This is a genomic window from Roseovarius faecimaris, from assembly GCF_009762325.1.
GTDB lineage: Bacteria > Pseudomonadota > Alphaproteobacteria > Rhodobacterales > Rhodobacteraceae > Roseovarius > Roseovarius faecimaris.
The window spans coordinates 2,261,716-2,286,020 of record NZ_CP034348.1; the positions used below are offsets into that span (position 1 = coordinate 2,261,716).

The following is a 24,305-nucleotide window of genomic DNA, read 5'->3' on the forward strand; positions in this document are numbered from 1 at the left end:
CGCGCCTCCTCCGGTCTTCGTCAGATCACGACGTTGATCTGGTCATCCACCACGATGGTCGCATCCGCGCCCAGCGTGTAGACATTGAATGTCTCGCCGTCGATCGTGGTCTGACCTGAGGCCGTGGCCCCCGTGATCGTCACCGTGTCATCGGCCCCGCCGCGCACCACCACCTGATCGGAGTTCTCGCTCAACTCGCGGATCTGCGCCTCGGTGATCGTGAGGTTGGAGTTATCGCCGAACCGCAGGTCAATCGTCTCAATGTTGAACCCGTCAAGCGCCGCACTGCCCGCATCGACCGTCGTCGTCGTCGTCTCGTCGAGCACCACATATGTGCTGGACGCATTGCCCGCATCATCGGTGTTGGTCACGATCAGTTCCGACCCATCCGGGATGGTCGTCGGCGCGCCCGCGGCATTGAGGAAGTGATAATCCGTTTCGCCCAGGAAGGCATCTTCGGAGGCTTGAACCGACAATTCGTTCACACTGCCGCTGCCGTCGATCTGATGGATCGTCACATCGTCGGCACTGGTTTCAGTGGTGACACTGCGATACCCCCCGCCCTCGCGGAAATAGCCCACGATATCGGGGTCTTCGGGTGTGACCGTGTCCACGCTGACGGTTTCGGTGATCGCGCTGGTGTTGCCCGCGTCATCGGTGGCCGTGATGATCATATCCACCGGCCCTTCCATCGCGCCGATGGCCGATCCGGGGATGTTCACGCTCCAGTTGCCCGAAGCATCCACGGTGGCCGCAAAGCTCTGCCCGAAGGCGCTGAGCGTCACGGACGAGCCCGGCTCGACCTGTCCGCCCACCTGCACGCCATCGGCGGCCTCGGCGGCGTTGATCACGTTATCGCCCTCGATCGCACCGGTCTGGGTAAGCGTGTTCACGAAGGTGTCCACCTCGACCGTGTCGGTCAGTTGCGCGGTGTTGCCTGCCGGGTCGGTGACATTCACCACAAGATCCGCCATGCGCTCCCCGCCCGCGATCTCACCGGCGCCGAAGCTTGCGGTCCAGTTGCCAGAACCGTCGATCACCGCCGTATGGGTCACCCCATCCAGCGTGACCGAGACCGTCGAGCCAACTTCGACCGTGCCGGTGATGTCAAAGCCATTGCCCGCCACCGTGCTGTTGATCACATCGCTGCCATCCGAGCTGTTCGTGGCCAGCGCATGACCATCAAGACCGAGGTTCAGCACTTCGGTATCCACATGCACCGTCGCCTCCACCGAACGGCTGTTGCCCGCCGCGTCCTCGGTATAGGCCGACACATCGGGCGTATGGGTGCCCGGGGTGATCTCGGCATTGGTGTAGGTGGTGGTCCAGTTGCCATTGCTGTCCGCCAAGGTTGTGTGGCTGACGCCATCCAGCGTGACAATGACCGTGGCACCGGGATCGGCCGTGCCAGTGACAGCCACGCCTGCCGCGGCCTCGTCGAAGTTCACAGTGCCATCGCCGCCGATTGCCGCCGCGTTCAGCGTCAGCGCCCCGGCATCGGTGTCCACATCAACCACCTGAGACAGCGTCTCGACATTGCCCGCCGCGTCCACCGTGGTGGCGGTAAGCGTGGCGCTATAGGTGCCCTGCTGAACCATCGCACCGGTGAAGGTGGCGCTCCAGCTGCCATCGGCGGCCACCGTCGCGTTCACGCTCTGGCCGTTCATCTCAAGAACCACGGTCGATCCCGGCTCGGTCGTGCCGGTGATGGTGAAGCCTGCGGGATGCTCGGCGGCGTTGATCACGCCATCCGCCCCGCCGGTCTCGCCCGTCATGGAGAAATTGCGCACTTCGGTATCGATACGGATCGTCTCGGTGGTCGAGCTTGCGTTGCCCGCAACGTCCACCGTGCTCGCGGTAATCGTGGCGTCGTACTCGCCCCCGGGCAGGCCGTCAAACGTGGCGCTCCAGCTGCCATCAGCGGCCACGACAACCTGCTGACTAAGCCCCTCGATCACCACCGTGACCGTCACCCCCGCCGTGGAGGTGCCGGTGATCGTCACCCCATCGGAGGCCTCGACGAAATTCACCACCCCGTCGCCTTCCACCGTATCGGCATTGATCGCAATCGGATGCGGCAACGTATCAACGCGGAAATCCTCGCTGATCGTCGTGGTATTGCCATAGCTGTCCGAGGAGATGACCGTCACCGTAGTGTCGTACTCGCCCGTCGGCAATTCACCCGGGGCATAGATGACCGACCATGTGCCATCGCCGCCGACAACAGTCTCGTGGCTGATCCCCTCGATAGTCGTCACGATCGTGGCGCCGACCTCTCCGGTGCCGGAAACCGCTACCCCGTCATTATACTCTTCGAGATTGACCAGATCATCCGTGGTGACCGTGGTCTCGCCAAAGGCAGTCTCGGGCGGGGTGGTATCGATGATCACCTGCGGGCCGTCGAGCGGCGTCTCGGTGCCATCCGGCGCCTTGATCAGAACGGTGGCGTTGTATTCGCCATCTTCCGGGAAGGTATCACCGGTAAAGATCGCCTCCCAGGTGCCGTCCTCTCCCGCCGTAGTAATGACCTGTATGCCATTGATATCGACACAGACTTCCGAGCCCGGCTCGGCAACGCCGTTGATCCCGAAGCCTTCTGTCTCGGGGTCCACATCATCACCGCCGATGACAATCGGGGTGTCGTCCACCGCGGGTTCCGTCACCGGAGCGATGGGGGGAAATGCGCCGCCACCGCCGCCGCCATCGTCGGTCAGCACCCCGGCGGTGACAAGACCTGCCCCGCCGATCCCAAGCGCGCCCAACAGGCCCGACCCGCCAAGAAGCCCGGCACCCAGCATCGACACATTCTCTTCGCCGCCCGCGGCCACAGCCACGTCCGACCCGTCGAGAAAGATCAGATCCTCGCTCGGGCTCCACTTGCCCCATAGTTCGGTTGGCCCGTATTGCGCAAAGACCGTGCCATCCGCGCCCTCGATCATCGTGACTTCATTCAGATAGCCATCGGCGCTGATGAACAAACGGCTTTGCGCGCTGCCATCTTCACCGAAATACCCCTGGAGAATGATCAACCGGCCATCGGCCAGCACGATCTCAAGGTTCGCGCCTTCGCGGGTATATCCGCGAATATCCGATTGCCTTAGATTGAGAGAGATTTCCTGTCCGGATCCGGCATCGATCACATAGACGTTTTTATCTGCCGGAACTGCACTTGCCTGGGAACTGCCCGCACTCGTACGGACGACGAACTCGATCGCCTTCATAACACCACCACTTTAACCTCAACGATGCCGCTTTCCGCTGCATCTTGTTATTTTTGTTCGTCCTGAATACTCACTTTCCACCACTATCGCTAGATATTTTTTTCCGAAATCAACAAAATAGGGCGTGGAGCCATAAAATCTGCCTTGCGATCCTCTATAGATGTCATTTCGGCCTCAAACCGGCGCTGAGGGGTGGTGAAACGAGTCAAATTTGCAACACAGATGTCGGGATTGAGCCCGCGATTGGCGGTGACGGCGCTTGACCGGAAGGCAGAGCATGGCCACTCTCTCGCGGTGGAATTCCTGTGATCGAGAGGCAGTGACCGTGACGCATCCCCTGGCCGAGACCCAAGCGCTTCTGGCGGAGCTCATCTCCTTTCCGACCGTGTCGACCGACGGCAATCTCGACATGATCGCCTTTCTGGGTAACCGGCTGGAATCGGCGGGGGCGCGCGTCGATTTCTTTCATGATGAAACAGGCACAAAAGCCAATCTTTTTGCCACCTTAGGACCCGAAGTTGATGGCGGAATCGTGCTATCGGGTCACACGGATGTGGTGCCCGTTGCGGACCAGGCCTGGAGCACCGACCCGTTTGTGATGCGCGAGGCCGACGGGCGGCTCTACGGGCGCGGAAGCTGTGACATGAAGGGCTATATCGCGGCCTGTCTGGCGATGGCGCCGAGCTTTGCCGAGGCGGTGCGCGACCGGCCGCTGCACTTTGCCTTCACCTATGACGAAGAGACAGGCTGCTTTGGCGCGCGGGCCCTGGTCGAAAGCCTGAAGGCGCGTGGCATCCGGCCCGGCGTGGCGATCATTGGAGAGCCGACCTCGATGCGTATCATCGAAGGGCATAAGGGCTGTTACGAATATTCAACGCATTTTCATGGGCTTGCAGGGCATGGTTCAAGTCCCGGCAGAGGCGTGAACGCGGTGGAATATGCCGCGCGTTATGTCATGCGACTGCTCGACCTGAAGGACCAGCTTCGCGCCCGCGCACCAGCGGACAGCCGGTTCGAGCCGCCCTGGACGACGATCAGCACGGGCGGGTTGCATGGCGGGGTGGCGCATAACGTGATCGTGGAGCACGCACGCCTCGACTGGGAAATGCGGCCCGTGGTGCCGGAGGACGCGGATTTCGTGAAGGCGGATCTGAGCTCTTATGTGGAGGATGTGCTGCTGCCGGCGATGCGCGCGGTGCATCCGGATGCCGATGTCGTTCTTGAAACTATCGGGGAAGTTCAAGGACTTGTGCCAACAACTTCAAACGAGGCCAAGGACATCGTCATGGAACTGACCGGCGCGAATGGCGCGGGCACCGTGCCCTTCGGGACCGAGGCCGGGATCTTTCAGGATATGGGCATGTCGGCCGTTGTCTGCGGGCCGGGCTCGATCGATCAGGCCCATAAGGCCGATGAGTTTGTCGAAATTGATCAGCTTGATCAATGCCTTGGCATGCTTACCCGGCTTGCGGGGCGTCTGAGCGCGTGAACGTCAGGTAATGCGGCGTGCGGCCCTCGCGCAGGGCTTTCTGCTCGTACCGGGTCGAAATCCAGTCCGACCACGGCTCGCGCCAATCTGCCGGGCTTTCACAATGCCACGTAAACCCATGTTTTGGAACCATTTCCAAGGTCTGACGCACATAGTCGGGTATATCCGTCGCCACCCGGAACGTGGCCCCCGGTTTGAGCACCCGAGCCAGCGGTTCGAGATGCTCGGGTGTCACGAAACGGCGCCGGTGATGACGCTTTTTCGGCCAGGGATCGGGATACAGGAGAAATGCGCAAGATATTGAATTATCTGGCAAAACATCAAACATATCGCGCACATCACCGGGGTGGACGCGGATGTTGTCACAGCCCGCATCGCGGATTTTCCCGAGCAGCATGGCAACGCCGTTGATATAAGGCTCGCAGCCGATGAACCCCACTTCCGGGTTGCGGCTGGCCTGATGCACCATATGCTCTCCACCGCCAAAACCGATCTCAAGCCAGACCTCGCGATCCCCGAATATCTCTTTGAGATCAAGAGGTTTGCGTTCGGGGTTCACGTCCCAGCCGACCGAGCCGGGGGACAGGTCCGCAAGGTCCTCCTCCAGATATCCTTCCTGCGATTTGCGCAGATGCTTGCCTTTGAACCGGCCATAGAAATTGCGCCAGGGGGCGCCGGAGGGGTGGGATTTGTCGCTCATGCGGGCCTACATGACCGGAAATGCGGCGGGCTTCAAGAGGGGAGGAATTTTGTACAAAACGTACAAAATCACCCCCTGTTTTGTACAATCGGCACGGCTCGCGCGCTTGTGATCGCGCGGTGCGGTCATCCGAGGTTAACCCACCGAAAAAAGAAGCCCCGGCGCGGTGGCCGGGGCTTTTCGATCTCTTGCGATCGGGGAAGGCTCAGACCGCCTTTTTCAGGGTGTCGACCAGATCGGTCTTTTCCCAGCTGAAGCCGCCATCGGCCTCGGGCTCGCGACCGAAATGGCCGTAGGCCGCGGTACGCTGATAGATCGGCTTGTTCAGTTGCAGCTTCTCACGGATGCCGCGCGGGGTGAGGTCCATGGACTTCGCCACGGCCCGTTCGATATCCGCGGGGTCCACCTCGCCGGTGCCGTGGGTGTCGGCATAGATCGACAGCGGCCGGGCCACACCGATGGCATAGGAGAGCTGAATGGTGCAGCGTTCGGCCATGCCGGCGGCGACCACGTTCTTGGCCAGATAGCGCGCGGCATAGGCGGCCGAGCGGTCCACCTTGGTGGGATCCTTGCCCGAGAAGGCGCCGCCGCCATGCGGGGCCGCGCCGCCATAGGTATCGACGATGATCTTGCGGCCGGTGAGGCCCGCATCGCCATCCGGCCCGCCGATCATGAAAGACCCGGTCGGGTTGACGTGCCATTCGGTCTTGTCGGTGATCCAGGCCTCGGGGAGCACTTCGCGGATATAGGGCTCGACCACCTCGCGCACCTGATCCGAGGTCATCTCCTCAAGGTGCTGGGTCGAGAGCACGATGGAGCTGACGCCCACAGGCATGCCGTTTTCATAGATCACCGAAAGCTGAGATTTGGCGTCGGGGCCAAGCACCGGCTCGACACCGGATTTGCGCACCTCGGCCAGACGGCGCAGGATCGCATGGCTGAACTGGATCGGGGCGGGCATGAGCGCATCGGTTTCGGTCGTGGCATAGCCGAACATGATGCCCTGGTCCCCTGCCCCTTCATCGCCGCGTTCGCCGGTCACACCCTGGGCGATATGGGCCGATTGCTCGTGCAGGAGGTTGGTTATCTCGCAGGTCTGCCAGTGAAACTTGTCCTGCTCATAGCCGATATCCTTGATGCAATCGCGGGCGATCTGGTCGATATGGCCCATATACTCATGCAGTTTTTCCTGATCGGTCAGGCCGACCTCGCCGCCGATGACGACGCGGTTGGTGGTGGCGAAGGTTTCACAGGCCACGCGGGCGAGAGGGTCTTCGGCCAGGAAAGCATCTAGGACGGCGTCGGAAATGCGGTCGCAGACCTTATCGGGATGCCCCTCGGAGACGGATTCCGAGGTGAATGTATAGTTGTTACGTGCCATGAGAATAGTGCTCCATTAAGTGTCACCGTCACGCCAGGAAGCCGTTGTGACGGGTTGAGGATGGGTAAGCGCGCAGGGGCGCGGCGTCAATCGGAAACTGGGCGGCGCTGTCGGCGCGTGGCCCATGCGCCACCGAGCCCGAGCGCCAGCAGAAGCAGGATCGGCAGGTCGCCCATGCGGGCATAGAGCGTGGGCGGAAGAGGCGGCGGCAGGGGGACGTCGGCATAGCCCGCCTTCCCCAGCGGCAGCGCCCCGACAATGGCGCCGCGCGCGTCGATCATGGCCGACACGCCGGTATTGGCCACGCGGATCATCGGCAGCCCCTGCTCGGCGGCACGCAGGCGCGCCTGGGCGAGGTGTTGATAGGGGCCCGAAAGCTCACCGAACCAGGCGTCATTGGTGATCAGCAAAAGCAGGTCGGCCCGGGCGGGCGCACCGGAGATATTGCGCGGAAAGACGCCTTCGTAGCAGATCAGCGGCAGGGCCAGCCCAAGGGGGCCGAGGTCGATCAGTTCGGGGCCCGGACCGGCGGAATACCCGTTGCCCGTGCGCGCGGCGAGGCCGGAGATGCCGACCCGGCCCAGCAGATCGCCGAAGGGGACATATTCGCCAAAGGGCACGAGGTGGTGCTTGTCATAGACATGCGCAAGTGCGCCATCCGCGCCGAGCACGGCAAGCGAGTTATAGAGCCGCATACCCTCGATCCGTTGCGCCCCCAGCACGACCGTTGCCTCCCCCGCAATATCGCCGATCACGTTCAGGATGTCCGTGGCATAGTTGAGCAGGTCGGGGATCGCGGTTTCCGGCCAGACGATGAGCGACGGCGCGCGCCGATTTCCCTGGGGCGGGGCGCCGGTGAAGCCAAGCTGGCGGCGGAAGAAGACCGGGATCATCTCGGGCTTCCATTTCTCGTGCTGGGCGGCGTTGGGCTGGATCAGGCGCACGATCGGCGCCTCATCGCTGCGCGGCCCCTGTGGCGACGGGGCAACCAGGAGCGCGGCCTGCACCAGCAGGGCCGTGGCCAGCGCCCAGCGGTTGCCCAGCAGCGCCTGCCAGATGAGCAGGGCCAGCAGGATCGTGGCGGCGGTGAGGCTGAGCGCGCCGCCAAAAGCCGCAAGCTGCAGAAGCGGGGTATCCACCCAGATATGGCCGGGCTGCGCCCAGGGAAAGCCGGTGAAGATGCGGCCGCGCAGCGCCTCGGCCAGGGTGAAGGCCGCGATCAGGGCAAGCGCCGTGCCCCCCGCGCGATGCGCAAGCCACCCCGCCCCGCCCCAGAACAGCGCCAGCCCTGCGGCCATGAACCCCAGCGCAAACGGCGCCATCCATCCGTGGCGGGCGACATCGACAAGGAAAGGCTCGACGATCCAGGCGAGCGCGGCCAGGAAATACCCCAGACCGGCGGCCCAGCCAATGAGCGCGGCGCGGCGGGGATGCGGGGCGGCCCGCAGGAGGCCGAGGATCCCCGCGAAGGCGATGACCGACAGCGGCCAGGCCCCCACCGGAGCCTGCCCCAGCGCCGCCAGAGCCCCCAGAAGGGTGGCGGCCAGGATCGCGCGGCGGCGGCCACGGGTGGCAAAGGAATTGGCCCCCATAAGGGCCGCGGAGAGCGGTGGCAGGCTCACGCTTGGGTGCCGGTCTCAGGCACCGGGCTACCCGCGCGCGCGGTCGGGATGACGCAGGCGCAGGCGCTTGATCCGGCGCGGATCGGCCTCGAGCACCTCGATCGTCACCCCGGTCGGATGTTCCACCACCTCGCCGCGCACCGGCACCCGGCCCAGCAGCATGAAGACCAGCCCGCCCAGCGTGTCGATCTCTTCGTCATCGACCTCGTCATGATCGGTGAGCGACAGGCCGAGCGCGGCTTCGAACTCTTCCAGCGGGGTCTTGGCCAGCGCGATGAAGATGCCCGGGGCTTCCTCGGTCCAGTAATGGCCTTCGTCGATGTCGTGCTCGTCCTCGATCTCGCCCACGACCTGTTCGATCACGTCCTCGATGGTCAGAAGACCATCCACCCCGCCATATTCGTCGATCACCAGCGCCATATGCCGCCGGTCGGTCTGCATTTTCTGGAGCAGAACGCCGATCGGCATCGACGGCGGCACAAAAAGCAGCGGGCGCAGCATCTTGGAAAGCGAGAAATCCGCGCCCGAGCCGTTGAAGCCGTGCCGGAGCGCGAAATCCTTCAGGTGCACGAAGCCGATGGGCGTATCCAGCGTGCCCTCATAGACCGGCAGGCGCGTGAGGCCGCTGTCGCGGAATACCTTGACGAGATCGGCTTTGGTGATGTCGGCGGCGATGGCCACGATATCGGCCTTGGGGATCGCCACGTCCTCGACCACCATCCGCGAGAGATTGCCCAGGCCGGGACGCGTCCGGCCCGGCGTGTCGCTTTCGGAGCTGTGCATTTCGTCGTGAGGGTCATCGGAAGGGCCCATGACCCCGCCAAAGAGGCGGCGGAAAAACCCGCCCTGCTCGTCTTCGGCTTCTGGTCTGTCCTCTGGCCCGTCGGGCTGCGCGCGCTGCGCTGCGTTAGAGGATCCGTCGCTGCTGTCGTTCATAACCTTCTTCCAATGGAGAGCGGACCACTCCCGAGATGCGCTAATATGGGTTCGCAATGCCCAGTTTGCCAAGTATCTCCACTTCGGTTGTTTCCATCAAAGTGGCATCTTGGTCACGGATATGATCATAGCCCAGAAGGTGCAAGACACCATGCACGATGAGGTGGGTGGTGTGATCGGCAAGTGACTTGCCCGCCGCCTCGGCCTCGCGCGCGCAGGTGTCATAGGCGATGGCGATGTCACCCAGCTCGGGATCCGGCCCGCTGGGAGGCGCGGGGCGCGCACCGGGCGTGTCGGGCGCACGGTCCTCGGACGGCCAGGAGAGCACGTTGGTGGGGGTGGGTTTGTCGCGGAATTCGGTGTTGAGCGCGGCGATGCGGGCATCATCGCAGGCGAGGATCGCGATCTCGTAGGCGGCGGCGTCAAGGCCAAGATGGGTGAGCGTGGCAAGGGCGGCCCGCTCGGCCAGAACGGCAAGCTCCGGTGCCTGCCAGCGGTCATCCTCGATCAGGGTGTCGGTCAGCATGGGCAAGGACCTGTCAGCCGGGCGCAAATGAAAAATGACACATTTTTCAGGCTGTTTTCTGACACAGAAAACAGGGGCGGCGCGCGGCGGTTATTGCGTCGGATCGTCAGCTTCATAGGCCTCGATGATGGCCGCGACGAGCGGGTGGCGCACCACGTCTTTCGATGTGAAATAGTTGAAGCTGATCGACGGTATATTGCGCAGCAGCCGTTCGGCATCGCGCAGGCCCGATTGCACGCCGCGCGGCAGGTCGATCTGGGTGCGGTCGCCGGTGATCACCATGCGCGAGCCCTCGCCCAGACGCGTCAGGAACATCTTCATCTGCATCGACGTGGCGTTCTGCGCCTCATCCAGCACCACGAACGCATTGGAGAGCGTGCGCCCGCGCATGAAGGCCAGAGGTGCGATCTCGATCCGCTTTTCCTCGATCAGCTTGGCCACCTGTTTGGCGGGCAGGAAGTCATTGAGCGCGTCGTAGAGCGGCTGCATGTAGGGATCGACCTTGTCCTTCATGTCGCCTGGCAGATAGCCCAGCTTTTCGCCCGCTTCGACGGCCGGACGGGCCAGGATGATCCGGTCGACATGGCCCTCGATGAACATGGAGACCCCGACGGCGACGGCGAGATAGGTCTTGCCGGTGCCCGCGGGACCGATGCCGAAAGCAAGCTCGTTATTGAACAGCGACAGCACATAGGCCTTTTGCGCATCGGTGCGCGGTTCGACGAGTTTCTTGCGGGTCTTGATCTCGATCGCCCCGCCCTTGAACATCTCAAGCTGGTCGCCGTCGCGGGTGCCCGTCTCGGCCTCGGAGCCGCCCATGCGCAGCTCGCGGTCGACATCGGCATGATCGACCGAGCGCCCAGCCTCCAGCCGCTCGTAAAGGGCGGTCAGCACGTCCACGGTTTCGGCGGTGGCGGCCTCTTCTCCGAAGACGGCCAGCTGGTTGCCCCGGCGCAGGATCTGCACGCCAAGCTGGGTTTCGATCTCGGCGAGGTTGCGGTCGAACTCGCCGCAGAGGTCGATCAGCAGCCGGTTGTCCGGAAATTCGACGACGCGCTCCTGCGCGGTTTCAGGCGGTGGCAATTCGGTGGTGGCCAATCAGGTGCTCCTGTGTCCTTGGGGCAAAACGAAAACAGCCGCGGGCCAGTGGACCCGCGGCTGTGATATGGTGAGGCGGTCCAATGGGATCAGATCGGGTCGCCGATCAGCGACGTGGAGCCACCTTTGAAATCGCCGGTGACCATGGTCGGGGCGGCGGTGCCCGAGCAGACCGGTTTGCCGTATTTGTCGAGACGCGCGGAGAGATAGCCCTCTACCCCGTCGTCGATGATCCAGTGATCGCAGCCATTCGGGTCGATCCAGATTCCGGCCTTGAGCTGGCTCAGGTGCTTGGCGTCGATACCCCGGTCGATGGATTTGTCGGGTCCGGCATCGGTGCAGGCCCCGAGCGCGGCAACGGCGGAGAGCAGGACGAGTGATTTGGCAAATGTCATGGTCAGGTCTCTCCCCTTAACGGATGCAGATGATTTCGACGCGGCGGTTCTGGGCCATGCCCGCGGCGCTGTTATTGGAGGCTTTGGGCATCCGTTCGCCATAGCCGCGCACATCGGCGATCCGCGCACCGCTGGCCTTGGCGACGCGGGCCACGGAATTGGCGCGGCGCAGCGACAGGTCCATGTTATACGCATCCGACGCGCGGCTGTCGGTATGGCCGGTGATGATATAGGAGGTCGCCCCGGCGGACTGGAAGAACTCTTTCAGACGCTGTTTGCCCGCGGCCGAGATATGGGCGCTGTCGGTGGCGAACATCTGATCGGTATTGACCACGCCGCAGACATTGCCCCGGCGGCAGACCGGGATGCCCTGACGGTTGGTGTGGGGGGTCATGTAGCCTTCGACACCGTCATCCATCACCCAGTGTTCGCAGCCATCGGGATCGACCCAGATGGTCGGAATATACTGTTCGCCAACCACCTCCTGCGCCGCCGCAGTTTCGGCCAGTCCGGTCACTCCCAGCGCGATGGCGGCGATCGCACCGAGAATGCGGCACCCACCAGTTGAACTTGTCATCGTCACAGCCCCTGTCCTTCTGTCTTTAATCCCCCGCATGGACCCGCCGCAGCAGCCCGGTCCAAAAGCGCATGTTATCCCTCAACCTTATCAAGTCTGCGATAGATGTGAAGCATATTTAACAAGATATTGTGGCGGCTGACGAAACAATCGCAAGACTGCCACAATTTCGCCTTATTTCACCCCGGCCCACCGCTGCCCGAGCCGGAAACCCAAGGGAAACAGCCACTTGATCCGCAAAGCTGCGCCCGGGCGACGGGCCGTTTGCGAAGACCGGGCGGCATTGGTCAAAAAATGGACACAATTGGGCCTTATCCCCCGGATTGTTGAAAAAAACAAACGAGGCAGGAGGCACCCAGCGATGTTGACATCCCGTGTTCAAATGGCCGGTCTGACCGCGCTGTTGCTCTCGGCCTGTGCCCAGAGCGGGCAGGCCCCCGAAATCGCCACACGGCTGCACAGCCCGGCCCTGCATTTCGAACATGATCCCGTGGCGCAGGCCGTGCTGGCGGATCAGCTTGTCGCGATGCAGGACAGTGCGGCGCGTCTGGCCGGCGATGCGCGCCGGGGCGATGCGGATCTTGCCGCCAGCCTTGAGGCGGCCAGCGCGCGCTATGCGCAATTTTCAGAGACCTTGCCCCGTGCCCTGGCGATGCAGCAGGCGCGCAAGGCAACGCTGACCGCGCGGCTGGCGCAGGGTGAGATCAGCCTGGCCGAACATGACCGCGGGGTCGAGACGCTCCGGCAGGAGCGAAGAGACCTGGCCGCGGCCCTGACCCTGAGCGCGCGCGATGTCCGGCGCGCAAACCGGGCGCTCAGAGCGTCCGCCGCCAAGGGCGGGACGGGGCTTGAGACACAGATCGAACACTCCGAAACGCTGGCCCGGGCGATGGCCGCGGACAAGGCGGCCCTGCCCCGGCTGTAAGCCCTGTTCCGGGCGCGCGGCTTCAGCCCGCGCGCCGACCGGACAGCGAATTGGCGCCGCTTTCGATGATCTCGATCTCGGCGATGTCGCCCACGGAAAGGGCGGGATCGGCCACATGCACCGCATGCAGATAATCCGACTTGCCGACCATCTGCCCCGGCAGGCGGCCGGGTTTTTCAAAGAGAACCTTCACGGTGCGGCCCACCATCGCGTCCTGCGCGGCGCGCTGCTGCTCGGTGATGAGCGCCTGCAAGCGGTAAAGCCGGTCGCTGGCCTCGGCGTCGTCCACCAGCGGGCGTTCGGCCGCCGGGGTGCCGGGACGGGTGGAATATTTGAACGAATAGGCATAGCCATAGCGCACCTCGCGGATGAGCTGCATGGTGGCCTGGAAATCCTCTTCGGTCTCTTCCGGGAAGCCGACGATGAAATCGCCCGACAGAAGGATATCGGGGCGCGCGTCGCGGATGCGCTCGATCAGGCGGATGTAGCTTTCGGCGGTATGGGCGCGGTTCATGCGCTTGAGGATCTTGTCAGAGCCTGACTGCACGGGAAGGTGCAGGTAGGGCATGAGTTTTTCACAAGTGCCATGCGCCTCGATCAGATCGTCGGACATGTCGTTGGGATGCGAGGTGGTAAACCGGATCCGTTCCAGCCCGTCGATCTCGTTGAGCGCCCAGATGAGGCGGGCGAGCGACCAGTCTCCCCCCTCTCCCGCGCCGTGATAGGCATTCACGTTCTGGCCCAGAAGAGTGATCTCGCGCACGCCGCGTTCGACGAGGTCCTGCGCCTCTTCGATGATCCGCGCGGCGGGGCGGCTTACCTCGGCCCCGCGCGTATAGGGGACCACGCAGAAGGCGCAGAACTTGTCACAGCCTTCCTGCACGGTCAGAAACGCGGTCGGTCCGCGTTTGGCTTTCGGGCGGTGGCGCAGGGTGTCGAACTTGTCATCGACCGGGAAATCGGTGTCGAGCGCCTTCTCGCCGCCTTGCGCGCGCGCCTCCAGCTCGGGCAGGCGGTGATAGCTTTGCGGGCCGACAACCAGATCGACGAGCGGCTGGCGGCGCATGATCTCCTCGCCCTCGGCCTGGGCGACACAGCCCGCGACGCCGATCTTGAGGTCAGGTTTTTCGGCCTTGAGCCCCTTGAAGCGGCCCAGCTCGGAATAAACCTTTTCGGCAGCTTTTTCGCGTATGTGACAGGTGTTGAGCAGAATCATATCCGCGTCATCGGGGCTCTGGGTTTCGACATACCCTGCCCCGCCAAGCGCCTCGGCCATACGTTCGCTGTCATAGACGTTCATCTGACAGCCATATGTCTTGATGTAGAGCTTCTTGGGGTCGGCCATGACGCTTGTCCTGTCTGCGGTTCAGGGCGTCTGACTACCGCAAAGGCCGGGTGGCTTGCAATGGGGGTCAAGATCGGGGATTTTGATGCGCAAAGACGAGGGGCAAGATGCAGTATTCCAGCCTGAAGGATTTTCTCGCCCGGGGGCGCGATGCGCTGGCCAAGGGGCCGATCGCGATGATCTTCGTGGAGGATCAGGCCGAGATCAACTCGACCTTGCGGCATCATCTGGACCTGAAATTCAAATCGGTGATCGCGTTCATACCGGACGCGTTCGAGATTGCCCCGGATGTGACGGGCAAGGTGCATCGCGTGGCCTATGACCTGGCCGCGGGCGAAAGCCTGACGGAGGCGGTGAACCAGGTGATCGACGCCGCACCGGGGCAGTGGCTGTATTATTGCTATAACGCGGAATACCTCTTTTTCCCGTTTTGCGAGACGCGCACCATTGGCGAAATGCTGGCCTTTCATGCCGAAGAACGGCGCGACGCGATGCTGTCCTATGTGATCGACCTTTATGCGGGCGACCTTGAACAGCATCCCAATGCGGTCTCGATCGAGGACGCGCATCTGGACCGCTCGGGCTATTACGCGCTGGCGCGGCACGATCCCGACAATCATGACCATCCCAAGGAGCGGCAGCTTGATTTCTTCGGCGGGCTGCGCTGGCGCTATGAAGAGAACATTCCTGTGCCCAAGCGCAAGATCGACCGGATTTCGCTGTTCCGCGCCCGCGAGGAGCTGCGCCTGCGCGAGGATCACACCTTCTCGCAGGAGGAATACAACACCTATGCCTGCCCCTGGCATAACAACCTGACGGCGGCGGTGGTCAGTTTCCGCACCGCCAAGGCGCTGAAGCGCAACCCGGGCAGCACCTTCGATATTCACACCTTCAAATGGCACAATACCGAGCGGTTCGAGTGGCATTCCCGGCAGCTTCTGGACCTCGGCCTGATGGAGCCGGGGCAGTGGTTCTGAGGCGGGATCAGTCGCTGATGCCCAGGTGGCTGCGCATCTTGGCCAGCATTTCGGGCACCTCATCTGGCGCAAGCCTGCCGTGGCCGGGCAGGAATGCCGCGATATCCGTGCCGGTATACCGCCCAACAACCTGATCCTCCGCATCGAGCCGCAGGTAGGTACGCGCCAGCTCGCGCATGGTGACATGGCAGGTGGCGCATTTGCGATAGAAGGTCTGATCAGACAGGCGGATATCCCGCAGAAGCCAGACCATCACATCGATCTGGGTCTCACTCAGGCCGCCATGCCCCTGGCGCAGCACGGACGCGACAGGCTGACCGCTGCGGCGGCTGATCAGCACCCCGTCGGCCATGTCGAGCGTTTCGGTCACAAGCTCACGGGCATGCGGCGCATGACAGCCCGCGCATTGGCTTTCGTAAATCTGGTGAGGGTCGGCCACCTCCTGGGCGCGCCCCTCTCCCGAAGAGATCGCCCATCCGGCCAGACCCGCCAGAAGAACGGTCGAAACAAGGCACCTGCTGAGCATCGTTTCCTCCTGACCCGCAGGGCCGGGACCACCCGGCCAGCAGCGGAAGCTCAGAATACAGGGATCGGCGAGTCTGGTCTTTGACGCCGGTCAATCCGGCGGCCCGTCCGGCGCGGAATGTCGTGGAAAAAGCGCGCCCGGCGGCGCCTCAGACGAAGCCTTCGCCGCTACAGCAGGCGCAGCGGGTGACTCGGCGGCCATAGCAGCCCTGGCAGCGCGCAAAGATCGGGCCGCCCTGCATCGTCTTGCCTTGCAGCACCTCGCCCTTGCCGCCGCAGATCGTGCAGGGCGCATCGCCGCTGCCGCGGCACCGGTTGCACCGGCTTTTCACATGAGCATTGGCGCGCTTGCGGGCCGCGCTGTGCACATGAGGGGTGTAAGTGTCCAGTTTACTCATGCCTCATACTCGCTTTGGTCAGCGCGGCGCATGATCAGCCGCCTTGCGCCAGATCGGCATAGGATTTCTGGGCCTGGGCCAGAGCCTCGGACAGCATTTCATTGCTTTCGATATAGTCCATCGCCTTGCCGGCAAGCAGCTTCATCCCGTCATGCACGGGCGGCGCGAGCCGTTCCTCTTGCCAGATGGCGCTCAGGCACAGGGCGAACAGGCAATATTTCAGAAACCGGGCATATCCGCGCGCCTTGGCGGAGCGGGCCTCGATCTTCTGCTCTTTGATCGATGATATCGCAATCTGCTGTGTCATGCGCGAATATGAACCACGCATTGATGGCGATATTATGGCGATGATACCTAAAGGTTTTCGGCCTGTGGCATCCCCAGCACATGGAAGCCTGAATCGACGCGGATGATCTCTCCGGTGGTGCAGGCGCCTGCATCCGAGGCCAGATAGACCGCCGTGCCACCCACCGCCTCGAGCGTGGCATTGGCGCGCAGCGGCGCGTTTTCTTCCGTATGCCGGAACGTGCGGCGCGCGCCGCCGATGGCGGCCCCGGCAAGGGTTTTCATCGGACCGGGAGAGATGGCGTTGACGCGGATGCCTTCGGGGCCGAGATCGTTGGCCAGATAGCGCGTCGCGGCCTCTAGTGCGGCCTTGGCCACCCCCATCACGTTGTAATTGGGCACAACACGGTTGGAGCCCTGATAGGTCAGCGTCAGGAGCGTGCCACCGTTTTCCACCATCAGAGGATGCGCGCGGCGCGCCACCTCGATGAAGGAATAGGCGGAGATGTCCATCGAATTCTTGAAATTGGCCCGCGAAGTGTTGAGGAACCGGCCCGTCAGCTCGGACTTGTCCGAATAGGCGATGGCATGCACCAGAAAGTCGATCGTCGGCCAGCGCGCGCCCAGCGCCGCGAAGGCGGCATCGAGAGAGGCGTCGTCGGTCACGTCGACATCGACCATGAAATCCGACCCGACAGAGGCCGCCAGCGGCTCCAGCCGTTTGCCAAACGCCTCGCCCTGGTAGGTGAAGGCGAGGTCCGCCCCGGCCTCGGCCATCGCCTTGGCGATCCCCCAGGCGATGGAGCGGTCGTTGGCGACGCCCATGATCAGGCCGCGCTTGCCGGTAAGAGACATGGTCATGGGCGTTTATCCATCAAATTTGCTGAGCAGCATCGAACCGTTCGTGCCGCCGAAGCCGAAGGAGTTGGTCATCACCGTATCGAGCCCGGCATTGTCGACGCGGGTGGTGGCGATCTCGGCCGGGTCCAGCGCGGGATCGAGCGTTTCGACATTGATCGAGGGGATGATGAAATCGTCCTGAAGGGCGAGCAGACAATAGATCGCCTCTTGCGCGCCGGTGGCCCCCTGGGAGTGGCCGGTCATGGACTTGGTGGAGCTGATCGGCGGTGTCGTGCCCTGTCCGAAGACGCGGCGCACGGCCTCGACCTCGCCCACGTCGCCCACCGGCGTGGAGGTGCCATGGGCGTTGATATAGCTGACCTTGCGGCCCTCGGGCAGCGTGGCCAGCGCCCCGCGCATGGCCCGTTCGCCGCCTTCGCCGGAGGGGGCCACCATATCGGCCCCGTCGGAGGTGGCGGCAAAGCCCGTGACCTCGGCATAGATCTTGGCGCCGCGCGCTTTCGCACGTTCCAGATCTTCGAGCACGACGATGGCCCCGCCGCCGGAGATCACGAACCCGTCGCGGTCCGCATCGAAGGCGCGGGAGGCGCGCTCGGGCGTGTCGTTATACTTGCTGCTCATCGCGCCCATGGCGTCGAAAAGGCAGGAGAGCGTCCAGTCCAGCTCTTCCCCGCCGCCGGCGAACATGACGTCCTGCGCGCCAAGCGCCACCTGTTGCGCCGCCATGCCGATGCAATGCAGCGAGGTGGAACAGGCCGAGGTGATGGACATGTTCATGCCCTTGATCTGAAACGCGGTGGCGAGGTTGGCAGAGATGGTGGAGGACATGCATTTGGGCACGGCAAACGGCCCGATCCGCTTGGTCGCGCCGGTGTTGAGCACTACCTGATGCGCGGCCAGCATGGCCGAGGTGCTGGGCCCGCCCGAGCCTGCGATGAGGCCCGTGTTCGGGTTGATGATATCGCCCTCCTCAAGCCCCGCATCGGCGATGGCCTGGGTCATGGCGATATGGGCATAGGCCGCCCCCGGCCCCATGAAACGCAGGGTACGTTTGTCCACATGTTCGGCCACATCGAGGTCGATCGCCCCGGCGACCTGGCTGCGGAACCCATGTTCGATCATCGCCTCATTGGCGGTGATGCCGGATGTGCCCGCCTTGAGCGAGGCCATGACCTCTTCGGCGTTGGTGCCAATGGATGAGACGATTCCCAGACCTGTAACGACGACTCGGCGCATGCGCGCTATCCTCCAATTGCCTTTCAGCCTGTGTAGGACAGGCGGGGGCTGAGGGGCAAGCAGATAGCTTGTTCAGGCGCGGGCGGGCGGCTGGCGGGCGGTTGGCGGACGCCGCCCCATCGCGGCAATTGAAACAGAGTGTTTCGCGCAGGACAGGCCGTGCAGCTTGATTGAAACACTTGTCCGGGGTTACGCTCGAAGTTGTTTTGAAGGCAAATTTATTAGTGCTGGGGGTTTCTTGTAATCTGAGGAGTCATCGTGCGGCGACACAGCCGTGGCGATTACGACTCCTTTAAAGCCTGATTTATGTCCGTGTCGTATCGGGACATATCATGGGAAAGGGGCAATGCCATGGAAGGTGACGAAAAGGAATTCGAATACACTCTGGACGGTCTGACCTACACGGTGACGGTTTATGAACTGGATGGCGCGTTCTATGCCGATATCAGCGTGATCGAAGGCGCGATGGATGCAAATGCGCTCTATTACGGCGACGATGAGTTCTCCGGGGACAGCGCGAGCCTGAACGGCCCGCTCAACATGAACGGTCAGGGATCGCAATATGAAGGCGAAACGGTGCAATGGGACAACGCCATTGAGCTGAGCGATCCGGGGCTTGGCAGTGACGCCGACAGCAAAGAGACCTATCTGACCGAAGGCGAGACGCTGACCGTGCCTCTGCCGATCAGCAGTCTGGACGAGATCGACTTCATCGGTATCCGGGCCACGTCGACCACGACGGACGAAGGCTCGATCAAGGGCGTGTCCGGCGACCCGGAAGAGCCTGAAGAGCCCGAAGATCCGACCTATGCCAAGGTGTTCTTCACCTATGAGACCGACGATTCGGGCTTCCCGGTGGGCGGTTTCCCGATCCTGTCGGAAGAGCCTGACCCGAATACGTTCGACATTCCGGCCCTGCCGGAAGGCACCGACCCGACCTTTGAGAATTACGTAAATTATTTCGAAGAGATCGGCGGCAATGTGGGCGAGGTGGAGACGGTGATCTTCTATTCCACCGACGAGCAGGGCGATCTTCTGGAAGAGTTCCGGATCGACGCGCCGGAGGGCGGATTTCAGAGCACGGATGAGCTGCTGGCGGCTTATGACGCCGCACTCGAAGAACAGGAGAGCGGTGAAGAGAGCGGCTCGGAAGCGCTTGACCTCATGGCCGCGATCAGCCTGTCGCCGGAACTTGAAAACGCGCCGGTGGAGATCGAGGAAGAGGATGACATGGTCGAAATCGAGGCCGTGTAGCCCGCTGAAGCGATCCAGTCAGAGACAGACCGGCGGCCCGAACGGCTGCCGGTTTTTCGTTTTCGGATCAGGATAGGGCACACCGGATTGACCGGGTGCCGACGCGGGTTGTCCACCGGCGCCGTGGCTGCGCGGCAGGGCGGGTGACGGGCTTCAGCTTTCGCTGAGCGCCACTTTCATGTCCTTGACCTGATAGATCACCTCGCCATCGGCCTCGACGATGCCGTCGGCCACCCCCATGGTCAGGCGGCGGGTCTGGATCGCCTTGGTGAAATCCACCTTGTAGGTCAGCATCTTGCGGTCAGGGCGCACCATGCCGGTGAGCTTCACCTCGCCCACGCCCAGGGCGTAGCCACGCCCCTGCCAGCCGCGCCAGCCCAGGTTGAAGCCGGTGAGCTGCCAGAGCCCGTCAAGGCCCAGACAGCCGGGCATGATCGGGTTGCCGGGGAAGTGGCAGTCGAAAAACCAAAGATCGGGGGTGATGTCGAACTCGGCCACCACATGCCCCTTGCCATGCGCACCGCCATCGCCGGAGATATCCGTGATGCGGTCCATCATCAGCATCGGCGGCTCGGGCAGTTGCGCGTTGCCGGGGCCGAAAAGCTCGCCCCGGGCGCATTTCAGCAGGTCGTCGCGGTCAAAACTGGTCGGATAGTCGGCCATTCGGCGGCTCCCTTTCGCCTGTGATCCCTCGTGAAAACCCCTGTAACACCCGGCCCTTGGCGCTTGCAAGCCTGTGCGGTTGAGACGTCTGGTCGCGCGCAGATGAAAATGATTGGCAAAATCAGCTTTCGCACCATATATTCCGGGAGAAATACGAAGGGAGCGACATCGTCATGACACCGCAGGAAGCAGCACGCGGCACCGACTGGCTGACCGGGGCAGGATTGCGCCCGACACGGCAGCGCGTGGCCCTGGCGGCGCTTCTGGTGGGCGACGGGCAGCACCGGCATGTGACCGCCGAGAGCCTGTTTTCCTCCGTCAAGGATCATGGAGAGAGCGTGTCGCTGGCCACGGTCTACAACACGCTGCGCGCCTTTTGCGAGGCTGGGCTGTTGCAGGAGGTGACGGTGGATGGCTCCAAGAGCTATTTCGACACCAACACCCATGACCACCCGCATTTCTACTGGGAGGACGAGGCGCGTCTGACCGATGCGCCGGCCGAGGATCTGGTGATTTCCAGCCTGCCCGACGCGCCCGAGGGGGCCGAAATTGCAAGCGTCGATGTGGTGATCCGCCTGCGGAAGAGATGAGCGCGGGCGCTGTTGCGCGGCTGATCTGGCTATCCGATCTGCATTTTGAAGCCGAAGGGCTGGTTCTCGGGCATGACCCGCGGGCCCGGCTGGATGCGGCGATTGACCATATCAATGCGCATTTTCCACATCCCGAGACCGAGCTTTGCCTGATCACCGGCGATCTTGTCGATACAGCAACCGAGGCCAATTACACCGAGCTCCGGCGTCGGCTGGACCGTCTGCAGGTGAGTTGGGTTGCGATGACCGGCAATCACGATGCGCGGGCGTTATTCCTGAAGCATCTGCCGCAACCGCGCGACCAACAGCCGGGGTTTGCGCAGTATGAGGTCGCGCTGCACGGATCCCGCCTGATCTGCCTCGACAGCCTGTGGGAGGGTGAGGATGCCGGTCTGCTCTGCCCTGCGCGGCTCGGCTGGCTGGAGGCGCGGCTGAAGGTGGCGGATGCGCGGCCCGTCATCATCTTCCTGCACCACCCGCCCGTCGATCTGGGTCTGCCGATGCTGGACCCGGACAAGTTGCGCAACGGGGCGGACCTGATGGCCCTTCTGGCGCAATTTCCACAGGTGAGCCATGTCTGTTGCGGGCATGTGCACCGGCCCGTTGCGGCACGGGCGGGCGGCCTTACGGTGACCAGCCTGCGCTCGGTGTTGTATCAGGCCCCTGCCCCGGTGCCCGCCTGGGACTGGGACAGCTTCACCCCGCCGCGCGAGGCCCCGGAGATGGGGGTGATCACGGTCGGGGACGGGCAGATCACCATCCGGTCCGAGCAGTTCTGTGCCTATGAGGTGGGCGGCGCGGCATAGACATACCCGGACGGGACGGGACGGAACCTGGCCGCTCAATCGTTTTGCCTTTGCCTGACGGATCGGGCAAAACCCCATGGACGAGATTGCCCTAAGGAGCGACCCGATGCGCGTGATCAGCTATGACAGGTTCGGACCCGCCGAAGAGGTGCTGGAACTGGGCGAGATGCCCGTGCCCGCGCCGGAAGCCGGGGAGGTTCTTGTCCGGCTCAGCCATTCCGGAGTGAACCCCAGCGATGCCAAGGCGCGGGCCGGGGGGCGGCCGGGGGTGACCGAGCCTGCCTTCCCGCGCATCATCCCGCATTCGGACGGCGCGGGCGTGATCGAGGCGGTGGGCGATGGGGTGGAGGCCGCCCGCGTGGGCGAGCCGGTCTGGATCTGGAACGGCCAGTGGCAGCGCGCTTTCGGCACGGCGGCGGAGTATATCGCCCTGCCCTCGGATCAGGCGGTGACGCGGCCAGAGGGGATGAGCGCCGAGGTGGGCGCCACCCTGGGCATTCCCGGCCTGACGGCGGCGCATGTGGTCTTTGGCGGCGGCGATGTGGCGGGCAAGGTCCTGCTGATCTCGGGCGGTGCGGGGGCTGTGGGGCATAATGCCGTGCAGCTTGCCAAATGGGGCGGGGCGACGGTGATCGCCACCTGTTCGCCGGGGGCCACCGCGCGGGTGCGGGCGGCGGGCGCGGATCATGTGCTGGATTACAGCGCGCCCGATCTGGCAGCGCAGATCATGGAGGCCACGGGCGGGCGCGGGGTGGACCGCGCGCTTGAGGTGGAGTTTGGCCGCAACGCCGCCCTGCTGGCGGAGGTGCTGAGGCCCAACGGCACGGTGGCCGCCTATGGCTCGGCCAAGGAGATGACCCCGGTCCTGCCCTTCGGTCCTTACCTTTTCAAGGCGATCACGATCGACATCGTGCTGATCTACCTTCTGGCCGCGCCTGAACGGCAACTGGCGATCGACCGGCTGCACGGGGCCTTGGCGGCAGGGGCGTTCACGCCGGCCATTCATGCGCGCTATCCGCTGGAGCAGGCGGCGGCAGCACAGGACGCGGTGATGACCCCGGGACGCGCGGGGGCGGTGCTGCTGGAGATCGGCTAGGCGGCGCGCCTCAACCCTCGGGGCTATGACCTGACAGGCCCGGTTTGGTGATATGGGTGCGCGACCGGGCGAGCCCTTCATGGAAGCCCTCGGCATCCCCGTAATCGACGAATTGCGCGTAATAGGCGTGATGCGCCCCGATTCGGGCGGCGTGCTTGATCGGGCACCAATAGGCCTCGGTACGTCCGGCGACCTCCTGCACATAGCCGATCAGGCCGTTGCAATAGCCGCAATAGATGCAGTTGAGCTTTTGCAGCCCGTTCAGATAGGCGAGGTGATGGCGGTCGATGCGGATGAAATCGGCCCGGCGGACGCGCTCGATCCCGTAGACGGGAAAGCAGATGCGCTGGTAGATCGTGACGAACAGATCGAGCAGCACGAAGGGCAGGATCAGCGCATAGATGACCGGCGCGGTGATCACGGTGAGCGGTCGAGTGCGGCGCAGGAAGGCCGAGAGTCGCACGCGCAGGGCGCGGTGCTGGGCGCGGATGCCCTCCTCGAACACGACACGGCCATTGTCCAGCCGGTAGCGGAAAGCGGCGCTGCGCGCGCGGATATCTGCCTCGATCTCGTCCTGGAGATCGCGGATCTGTTGCAGGAGCTTGTCGGTCTGCGATGTCATGGGCGCCTCCGTTGGGATGGATGCGCCCAGACTGCCACGAGTTGAGGGCCAAGCCCAGAGGCGCGGGGCTGCGTCAGATCCGGTAAAGGGGGCTGACGATGGCGGGGGGGTAACCCCCGCCGCGCCTCAGGCGATTTCAACCAGTTCGATCGCGAAGGTCAGGTCGCGGCCCGCCAGCGGGTGATTGGCGTCGAGCACGACCTGTTCTTCGGTGACCTCGAAGACGGTCACGGGCATGACCTGGCCCTGCGGGGTCTGGACCTGAAGCTGGGTGCCCACCTCAAGCGGGATGTCGGCGGGGATATCCGCGCGCGGCACGGCCTGGCGCGCCTGCGGGTTGATCGCGCCATAGGCCTGATCGACGGGCACTTCGACGGTTTTCTTGTCACCGACGGCCATGCCGGGAATGGCGGCATCAAGGCCGGGGATGATCTGGCCGGAGCCGACTGTGAACTCCAGCGGGTCGCGGCCTTCGGAGCTGTCGAACACCTCGCCGTCGGAAAGGGTGCCGGTGTAGTGAATGCGCACTTTGTCGCCGCTTTTGACTTCGGTCATGTAAGGTCCAATCTGTGGGGGGATGAATGGGCAAGGCCGTGGCAACGCACGGGTGCTTGCATGTGATGACCCAGAGGCTAACGGGGCTGGGTCGGGAATGCAAACCGCTCTTCGGGCCCTGCCGTGCCCGCCTCGCGAAACCGCCTGTCAGGGCGGGAGAGCGATCGGGGCTTCCCCCCCTGCCCGCGTCGTGTCAGTCTGCGCCGCAAAGAGGGAGAGACC

Annotated in this window: 25 protein-coding genes and 1 riboswitch; of the genes, 7 read left to right on the forward strand and 18 right to left on the reverse strand. The window is 63.7% G+C overall.

The features are described from left to right. Nucleotides 1-20: 20 nt before the first annotated feature. Nucleotides 21-3,140, reverse strand: coding sequence for an Ig-like domain-containing protein (locus EI983_RS11575; RefSeq protein ID WP_246162137.1), 3,120 nt, complete (start codon nt 3,138-3,140; stop codon nt 21-23). 406 nt (nt 3,141-3,546) lie between these two features. Here EI983_RS11575 and argE point away from each other — a divergent pair, with 406 nt between their 5' ends. Continuing rightward, nucleotides 3,547-4,710: an acetylornithine deacetylase gene (gene argE / locus EI983_RS11580; protein WP_246162139.1), complete on the forward strand. Its 1,164-nt coding sequence runs from the start codon at nt 3,547-3,549 to the stop codon at nt 4,708-4,710. Here the strand turns inward: argE and trmB are convergent. The 8 genes from trmB to EI983_RS11620 form a co-directional block, all read right to left on the reverse strand. After that, the gene (gene trmB / locus EI983_RS11585) at nt 4,679-5,410 is read right to left on the reverse strand and encodes a tRNA (guanosine(46)-N7)-methyltransferase TrmB (RefSeq protein WP_157707549.1); all 732 of its coding nucleotides are present in this window, start codon (nt 5,408-5,410) and stop codon (nt 4,679-4,681) included. The two genes, argE and trmB, sit on opposite strands and share 32 nt — an antisense overlap. Before the next feature lie 205 nt (nt 5,411-5,615). Continuing rightward, the gene (metK, locus tag EI983_RS11590; protein ID WP_157707550.1) at nt 5,616-6,791 is read right to left on the reverse strand and encodes a methionine adenosyltransferase; all 1,176 of its coding nucleotides are present in this window, start codon (nt 6,789-6,791) and stop codon (nt 5,616-5,618) included. Between the two features lie 8 nt (nt 6,792-6,799). Next, nucleotides 6,800-6,847: riboswitch (SAM-SAH riboswitch) on the reverse strand. Nucleotides 6,848-6,877: 30 nt separating this feature from the next. Beyond that, a complete protein-coding gene (gene lnt / locus EI983_RS11595) occupies nt 6,878-8,413 on the reverse strand; it encodes an apolipoprotein N-acyltransferase (protein ID WP_343038601.1) in 1,536 nt (511 codons plus the stop codon). Between the two features lie 27 nt (nt 8,414-8,440). Next, nucleotides 8,441-9,349 (reverse strand): hemolysin family protein, encoded by a 909-nt coding sequence (locus EI983_RS11600; RefSeq protein WP_157707551.1) that lies wholly within the window; start codon nt 9,347-9,349, stop codon nt 8,441-8,443. A 40-nt stretch (nt 9,350-9,389) separates the two neighbouring features. Continuing rightward, nucleotides 9,390-9,875 (reverse strand): rRNA maturation RNase YbeY, encoded by a 486-nt coding sequence (gene ybeY, locus EI983_RS11605; protein ID WP_157707552.1) that lies wholly within the window; start codon nt 9,873-9,875, stop codon nt 9,390-9,392. A 90-nt stretch (nt 9,876-9,965) separates the two neighbouring features. Beyond that, entirely contained in the window at nt 9,966-10,973 is a 1,008-nt protein-coding gene (locus EI983_RS11610) for a PhoH family protein (protein WP_157707553.1), read from the reverse strand. An 89-nt stretch (nt 10,974-11,062) separates the two neighbouring features. After that, nucleotides 11,063-11,368 carry a hypothetical protein gene (locus EI983_RS11615; protein WP_157707554.1) on the reverse strand — a complete coding sequence of 102 codons (306 nt, stop codon included), beginning with the start codon at nt 11,366-11,368 and terminating at the stop codon, nt 11,063-11,065. Between the two features lie 16 nt (nt 11,369-11,384). After that, on the reverse strand, nt 11,385-11,945 hold the full coding sequence (locus EI983_RS11620; RefSeq protein ID WP_157707555.1) for an OmpA family protein: 561 nt from the start codon (nt 11,943-11,945) through the stop codon (nt 11,385-11,387). 361 nt (nt 11,946-12,306) lie between these two features. Between EI983_RS11620 and EI983_RS11625 the strand changes: the two genes are divergently transcribed. Next, a complete protein-coding gene (locus EI983_RS11625) occupies nt 12,307-12,870 on the forward strand; it encodes a hypothetical protein (RefSeq protein ID WP_157707556.1) in 564 nt (187 codons plus the stop codon). 22 nt (nt 12,871-12,892) lie between these two features. On the opposite strand, the gene miaB is transcribed toward EI983_RS11625, so the two are convergent. Continuing rightward, nucleotides 12,893-14,215 (reverse strand): tRNA (N6-isopentenyl adenosine(37)-C2)-methylthiotransferase MiaB, encoded by a 1,323-nt coding sequence (gene miaB / locus EI983_RS11630; RefSeq protein WP_157707557.1) that lies wholly within the window; start codon nt 14,213-14,215, stop codon nt 12,893-12,895. Nucleotides 14,216-14,322: 107 nt separating this feature from the next. Here miaB and EI983_RS11635 point away from each other — a divergent pair, with 107 nt between their 5' ends. Beyond that, nucleotides 14,323-15,192 carry a hypothetical protein gene (locus EI983_RS11635; RefSeq protein WP_157707558.1) on the forward strand — a complete coding sequence of 290 codons (870 nt, stop codon included), beginning with the start codon at nt 14,323-14,325 and terminating at the stop codon, nt 15,190-15,192. A 7-nt stretch (nt 15,193-15,199) separates the two neighbouring features. Here EI983_RS11635 and EI983_RS11640 read toward each other — a convergent pair whose 3' ends face one another. The 5 genes from EI983_RS11640 to EI983_RS11660 all read right to left on the reverse strand — a co-directional run bounded on the left by EI983_RS11640 (nt 15,200) and on the right by EI983_RS11660 (nt 18,497). Further along, nucleotides 15,200-15,718 carry a c-type cytochrome gene (locus EI983_RS11640; protein WP_157707559.1) on the reverse strand — a complete coding sequence of 173 codons (519 nt, stop codon included), beginning with the start codon at nt 15,716-15,718 and terminating at the stop codon, nt 15,200-15,202. A gap of 148 nt (nt 15,719-15,866) precedes the next feature. Next, nucleotides 15,867-16,115: a hypothetical protein gene (locus tag EI983_RS11645; protein ID WP_157707560.1), complete on the reverse strand. Its 249-nt coding sequence runs from the start codon at nt 16,113-16,115 to the stop codon at nt 15,867-15,869. A 34-nt stretch (nt 16,116-16,149) separates the two neighbouring features. After that, nucleotides 16,150-16,422, reverse strand: coding sequence for a hypothetical protein (locus EI983_RS11650; protein WP_157707561.1), 273 nt, complete (start codon nt 16,420-16,422; stop codon nt 16,150-16,152). Nucleotides 16,423-16,469: 47 nt separating this feature from the next. Further along, complete coding sequence (locus tag EI983_RS11655; protein WP_157707562.1) at nt 16,470-17,261, reverse strand: enoyl-ACP reductase FabI; 792 nt, start codon at nt 17,259-17,261, stop codon at nt 16,470-16,472. Nucleotides 17,262-17,267: 6 nt separating this feature from the next. Further along, nucleotides 17,268-18,497: a beta-ketoacyl synthase N-terminal-like domain-containing protein gene (locus EI983_RS11660; protein WP_157707563.1), complete on the reverse strand. Its 1,230-nt coding sequence runs from the start codon at nt 18,495-18,497 to the stop codon at nt 17,268-17,270. Between the two features lie 351 nt (nt 18,498-18,848). Here EI983_RS11660 and EI983_RS11665 point away from each other — a divergent pair, with 351 nt between their 5' ends. Continuing rightward, the gene (locus EI983_RS11665; RefSeq protein WP_157707564.1) at nt 18,849-19,751 is read left to right on the forward strand and encodes a hypothetical protein; all 903 of its coding nucleotides are present in this window, start codon (nt 18,849-18,851) and stop codon (nt 19,749-19,751) included. A gap of 153 nt (nt 19,752-19,904) precedes the next feature. Here EI983_RS11665 and fabA read toward each other — a convergent pair whose 3' ends face one another. Further along, on the reverse strand, nt 19,905-20,414 hold the full coding sequence (gene fabA / locus EI983_RS11670) for a bifunctional 3-hydroxydecanoyl-ACP dehydratase/trans-2-decenoyl-ACP isomerase (protein WP_157707565.1): 510 nt from the start codon (nt 20,412-20,414) through the stop codon (nt 19,905-19,907). Nucleotides 20,415-20,587: 173 nt separating this feature from the next. Here fabA and irrA point away from each other — a divergent pair, with 173 nt between their 5' ends. The 3 genes from irrA to EI983_RS11685 all read left to right on the forward strand — a co-directional run bounded on the left by irrA (nt 20,588) and on the right by EI983_RS11685 (nt 22,906). Further along, a complete protein-coding gene (irrA, locus tag EI983_RS11675) occupies nt 20,588-21,004 on the forward strand; it encodes an iron response transcriptional regulator IrrA (RefSeq protein WP_157707566.1) in 417 nt (138 codons plus the stop codon). Beyond that, nucleotides 21,001-21,810: a phosphodiesterase gene (locus EI983_RS11680; RefSeq protein ID WP_157707567.1), complete on the forward strand. Its 810-nt coding sequence runs from the start codon at nt 21,001-21,003 to the stop codon at nt 21,808-21,810. The genes irrA and EI983_RS11680 overlap by 4 nt, the downstream gene beginning before the upstream one ends. Nucleotides 21,811-21,916: 106 nt before the next feature. After that, nucleotides 21,917-22,906 carry an NADPH:quinone reductase gene (locus EI983_RS11685; protein WP_157707568.1) on the forward strand — a complete coding sequence of 330 codons (990 nt, stop codon included), beginning with the start codon at nt 21,917-21,919 and terminating at the stop codon, nt 22,904-22,906. Between the two features lie 10 nt (nt 22,907-22,916). On the opposite strand, the gene EI983_RS11690 is transcribed toward EI983_RS11685, so the two are convergent. Both EI983_RS11690 and EI983_RS11695 read right to left on the reverse strand, forming a co-directional pair. After that, nucleotides 22,917-23,528 (reverse strand): hypothetical protein, encoded by a 612-nt coding sequence (locus EI983_RS11690; protein WP_157707569.1) that lies wholly within the window; start codon nt 23,526-23,528, stop codon nt 22,917-22,919. Nucleotides 23,529-23,654: 126 nt separating this feature from the next. After that, nucleotides 23,655-24,083: an FKBP-type peptidyl-prolyl cis-trans isomerase gene (locus tag EI983_RS11695; RefSeq protein WP_157707570.1), complete on the reverse strand. Its 429-nt coding sequence runs from the start codon at nt 24,081-24,083 to the stop codon at nt 23,655-23,657. Nucleotides 24,084-24,305 lie beyond the last annotated feature (222 nt).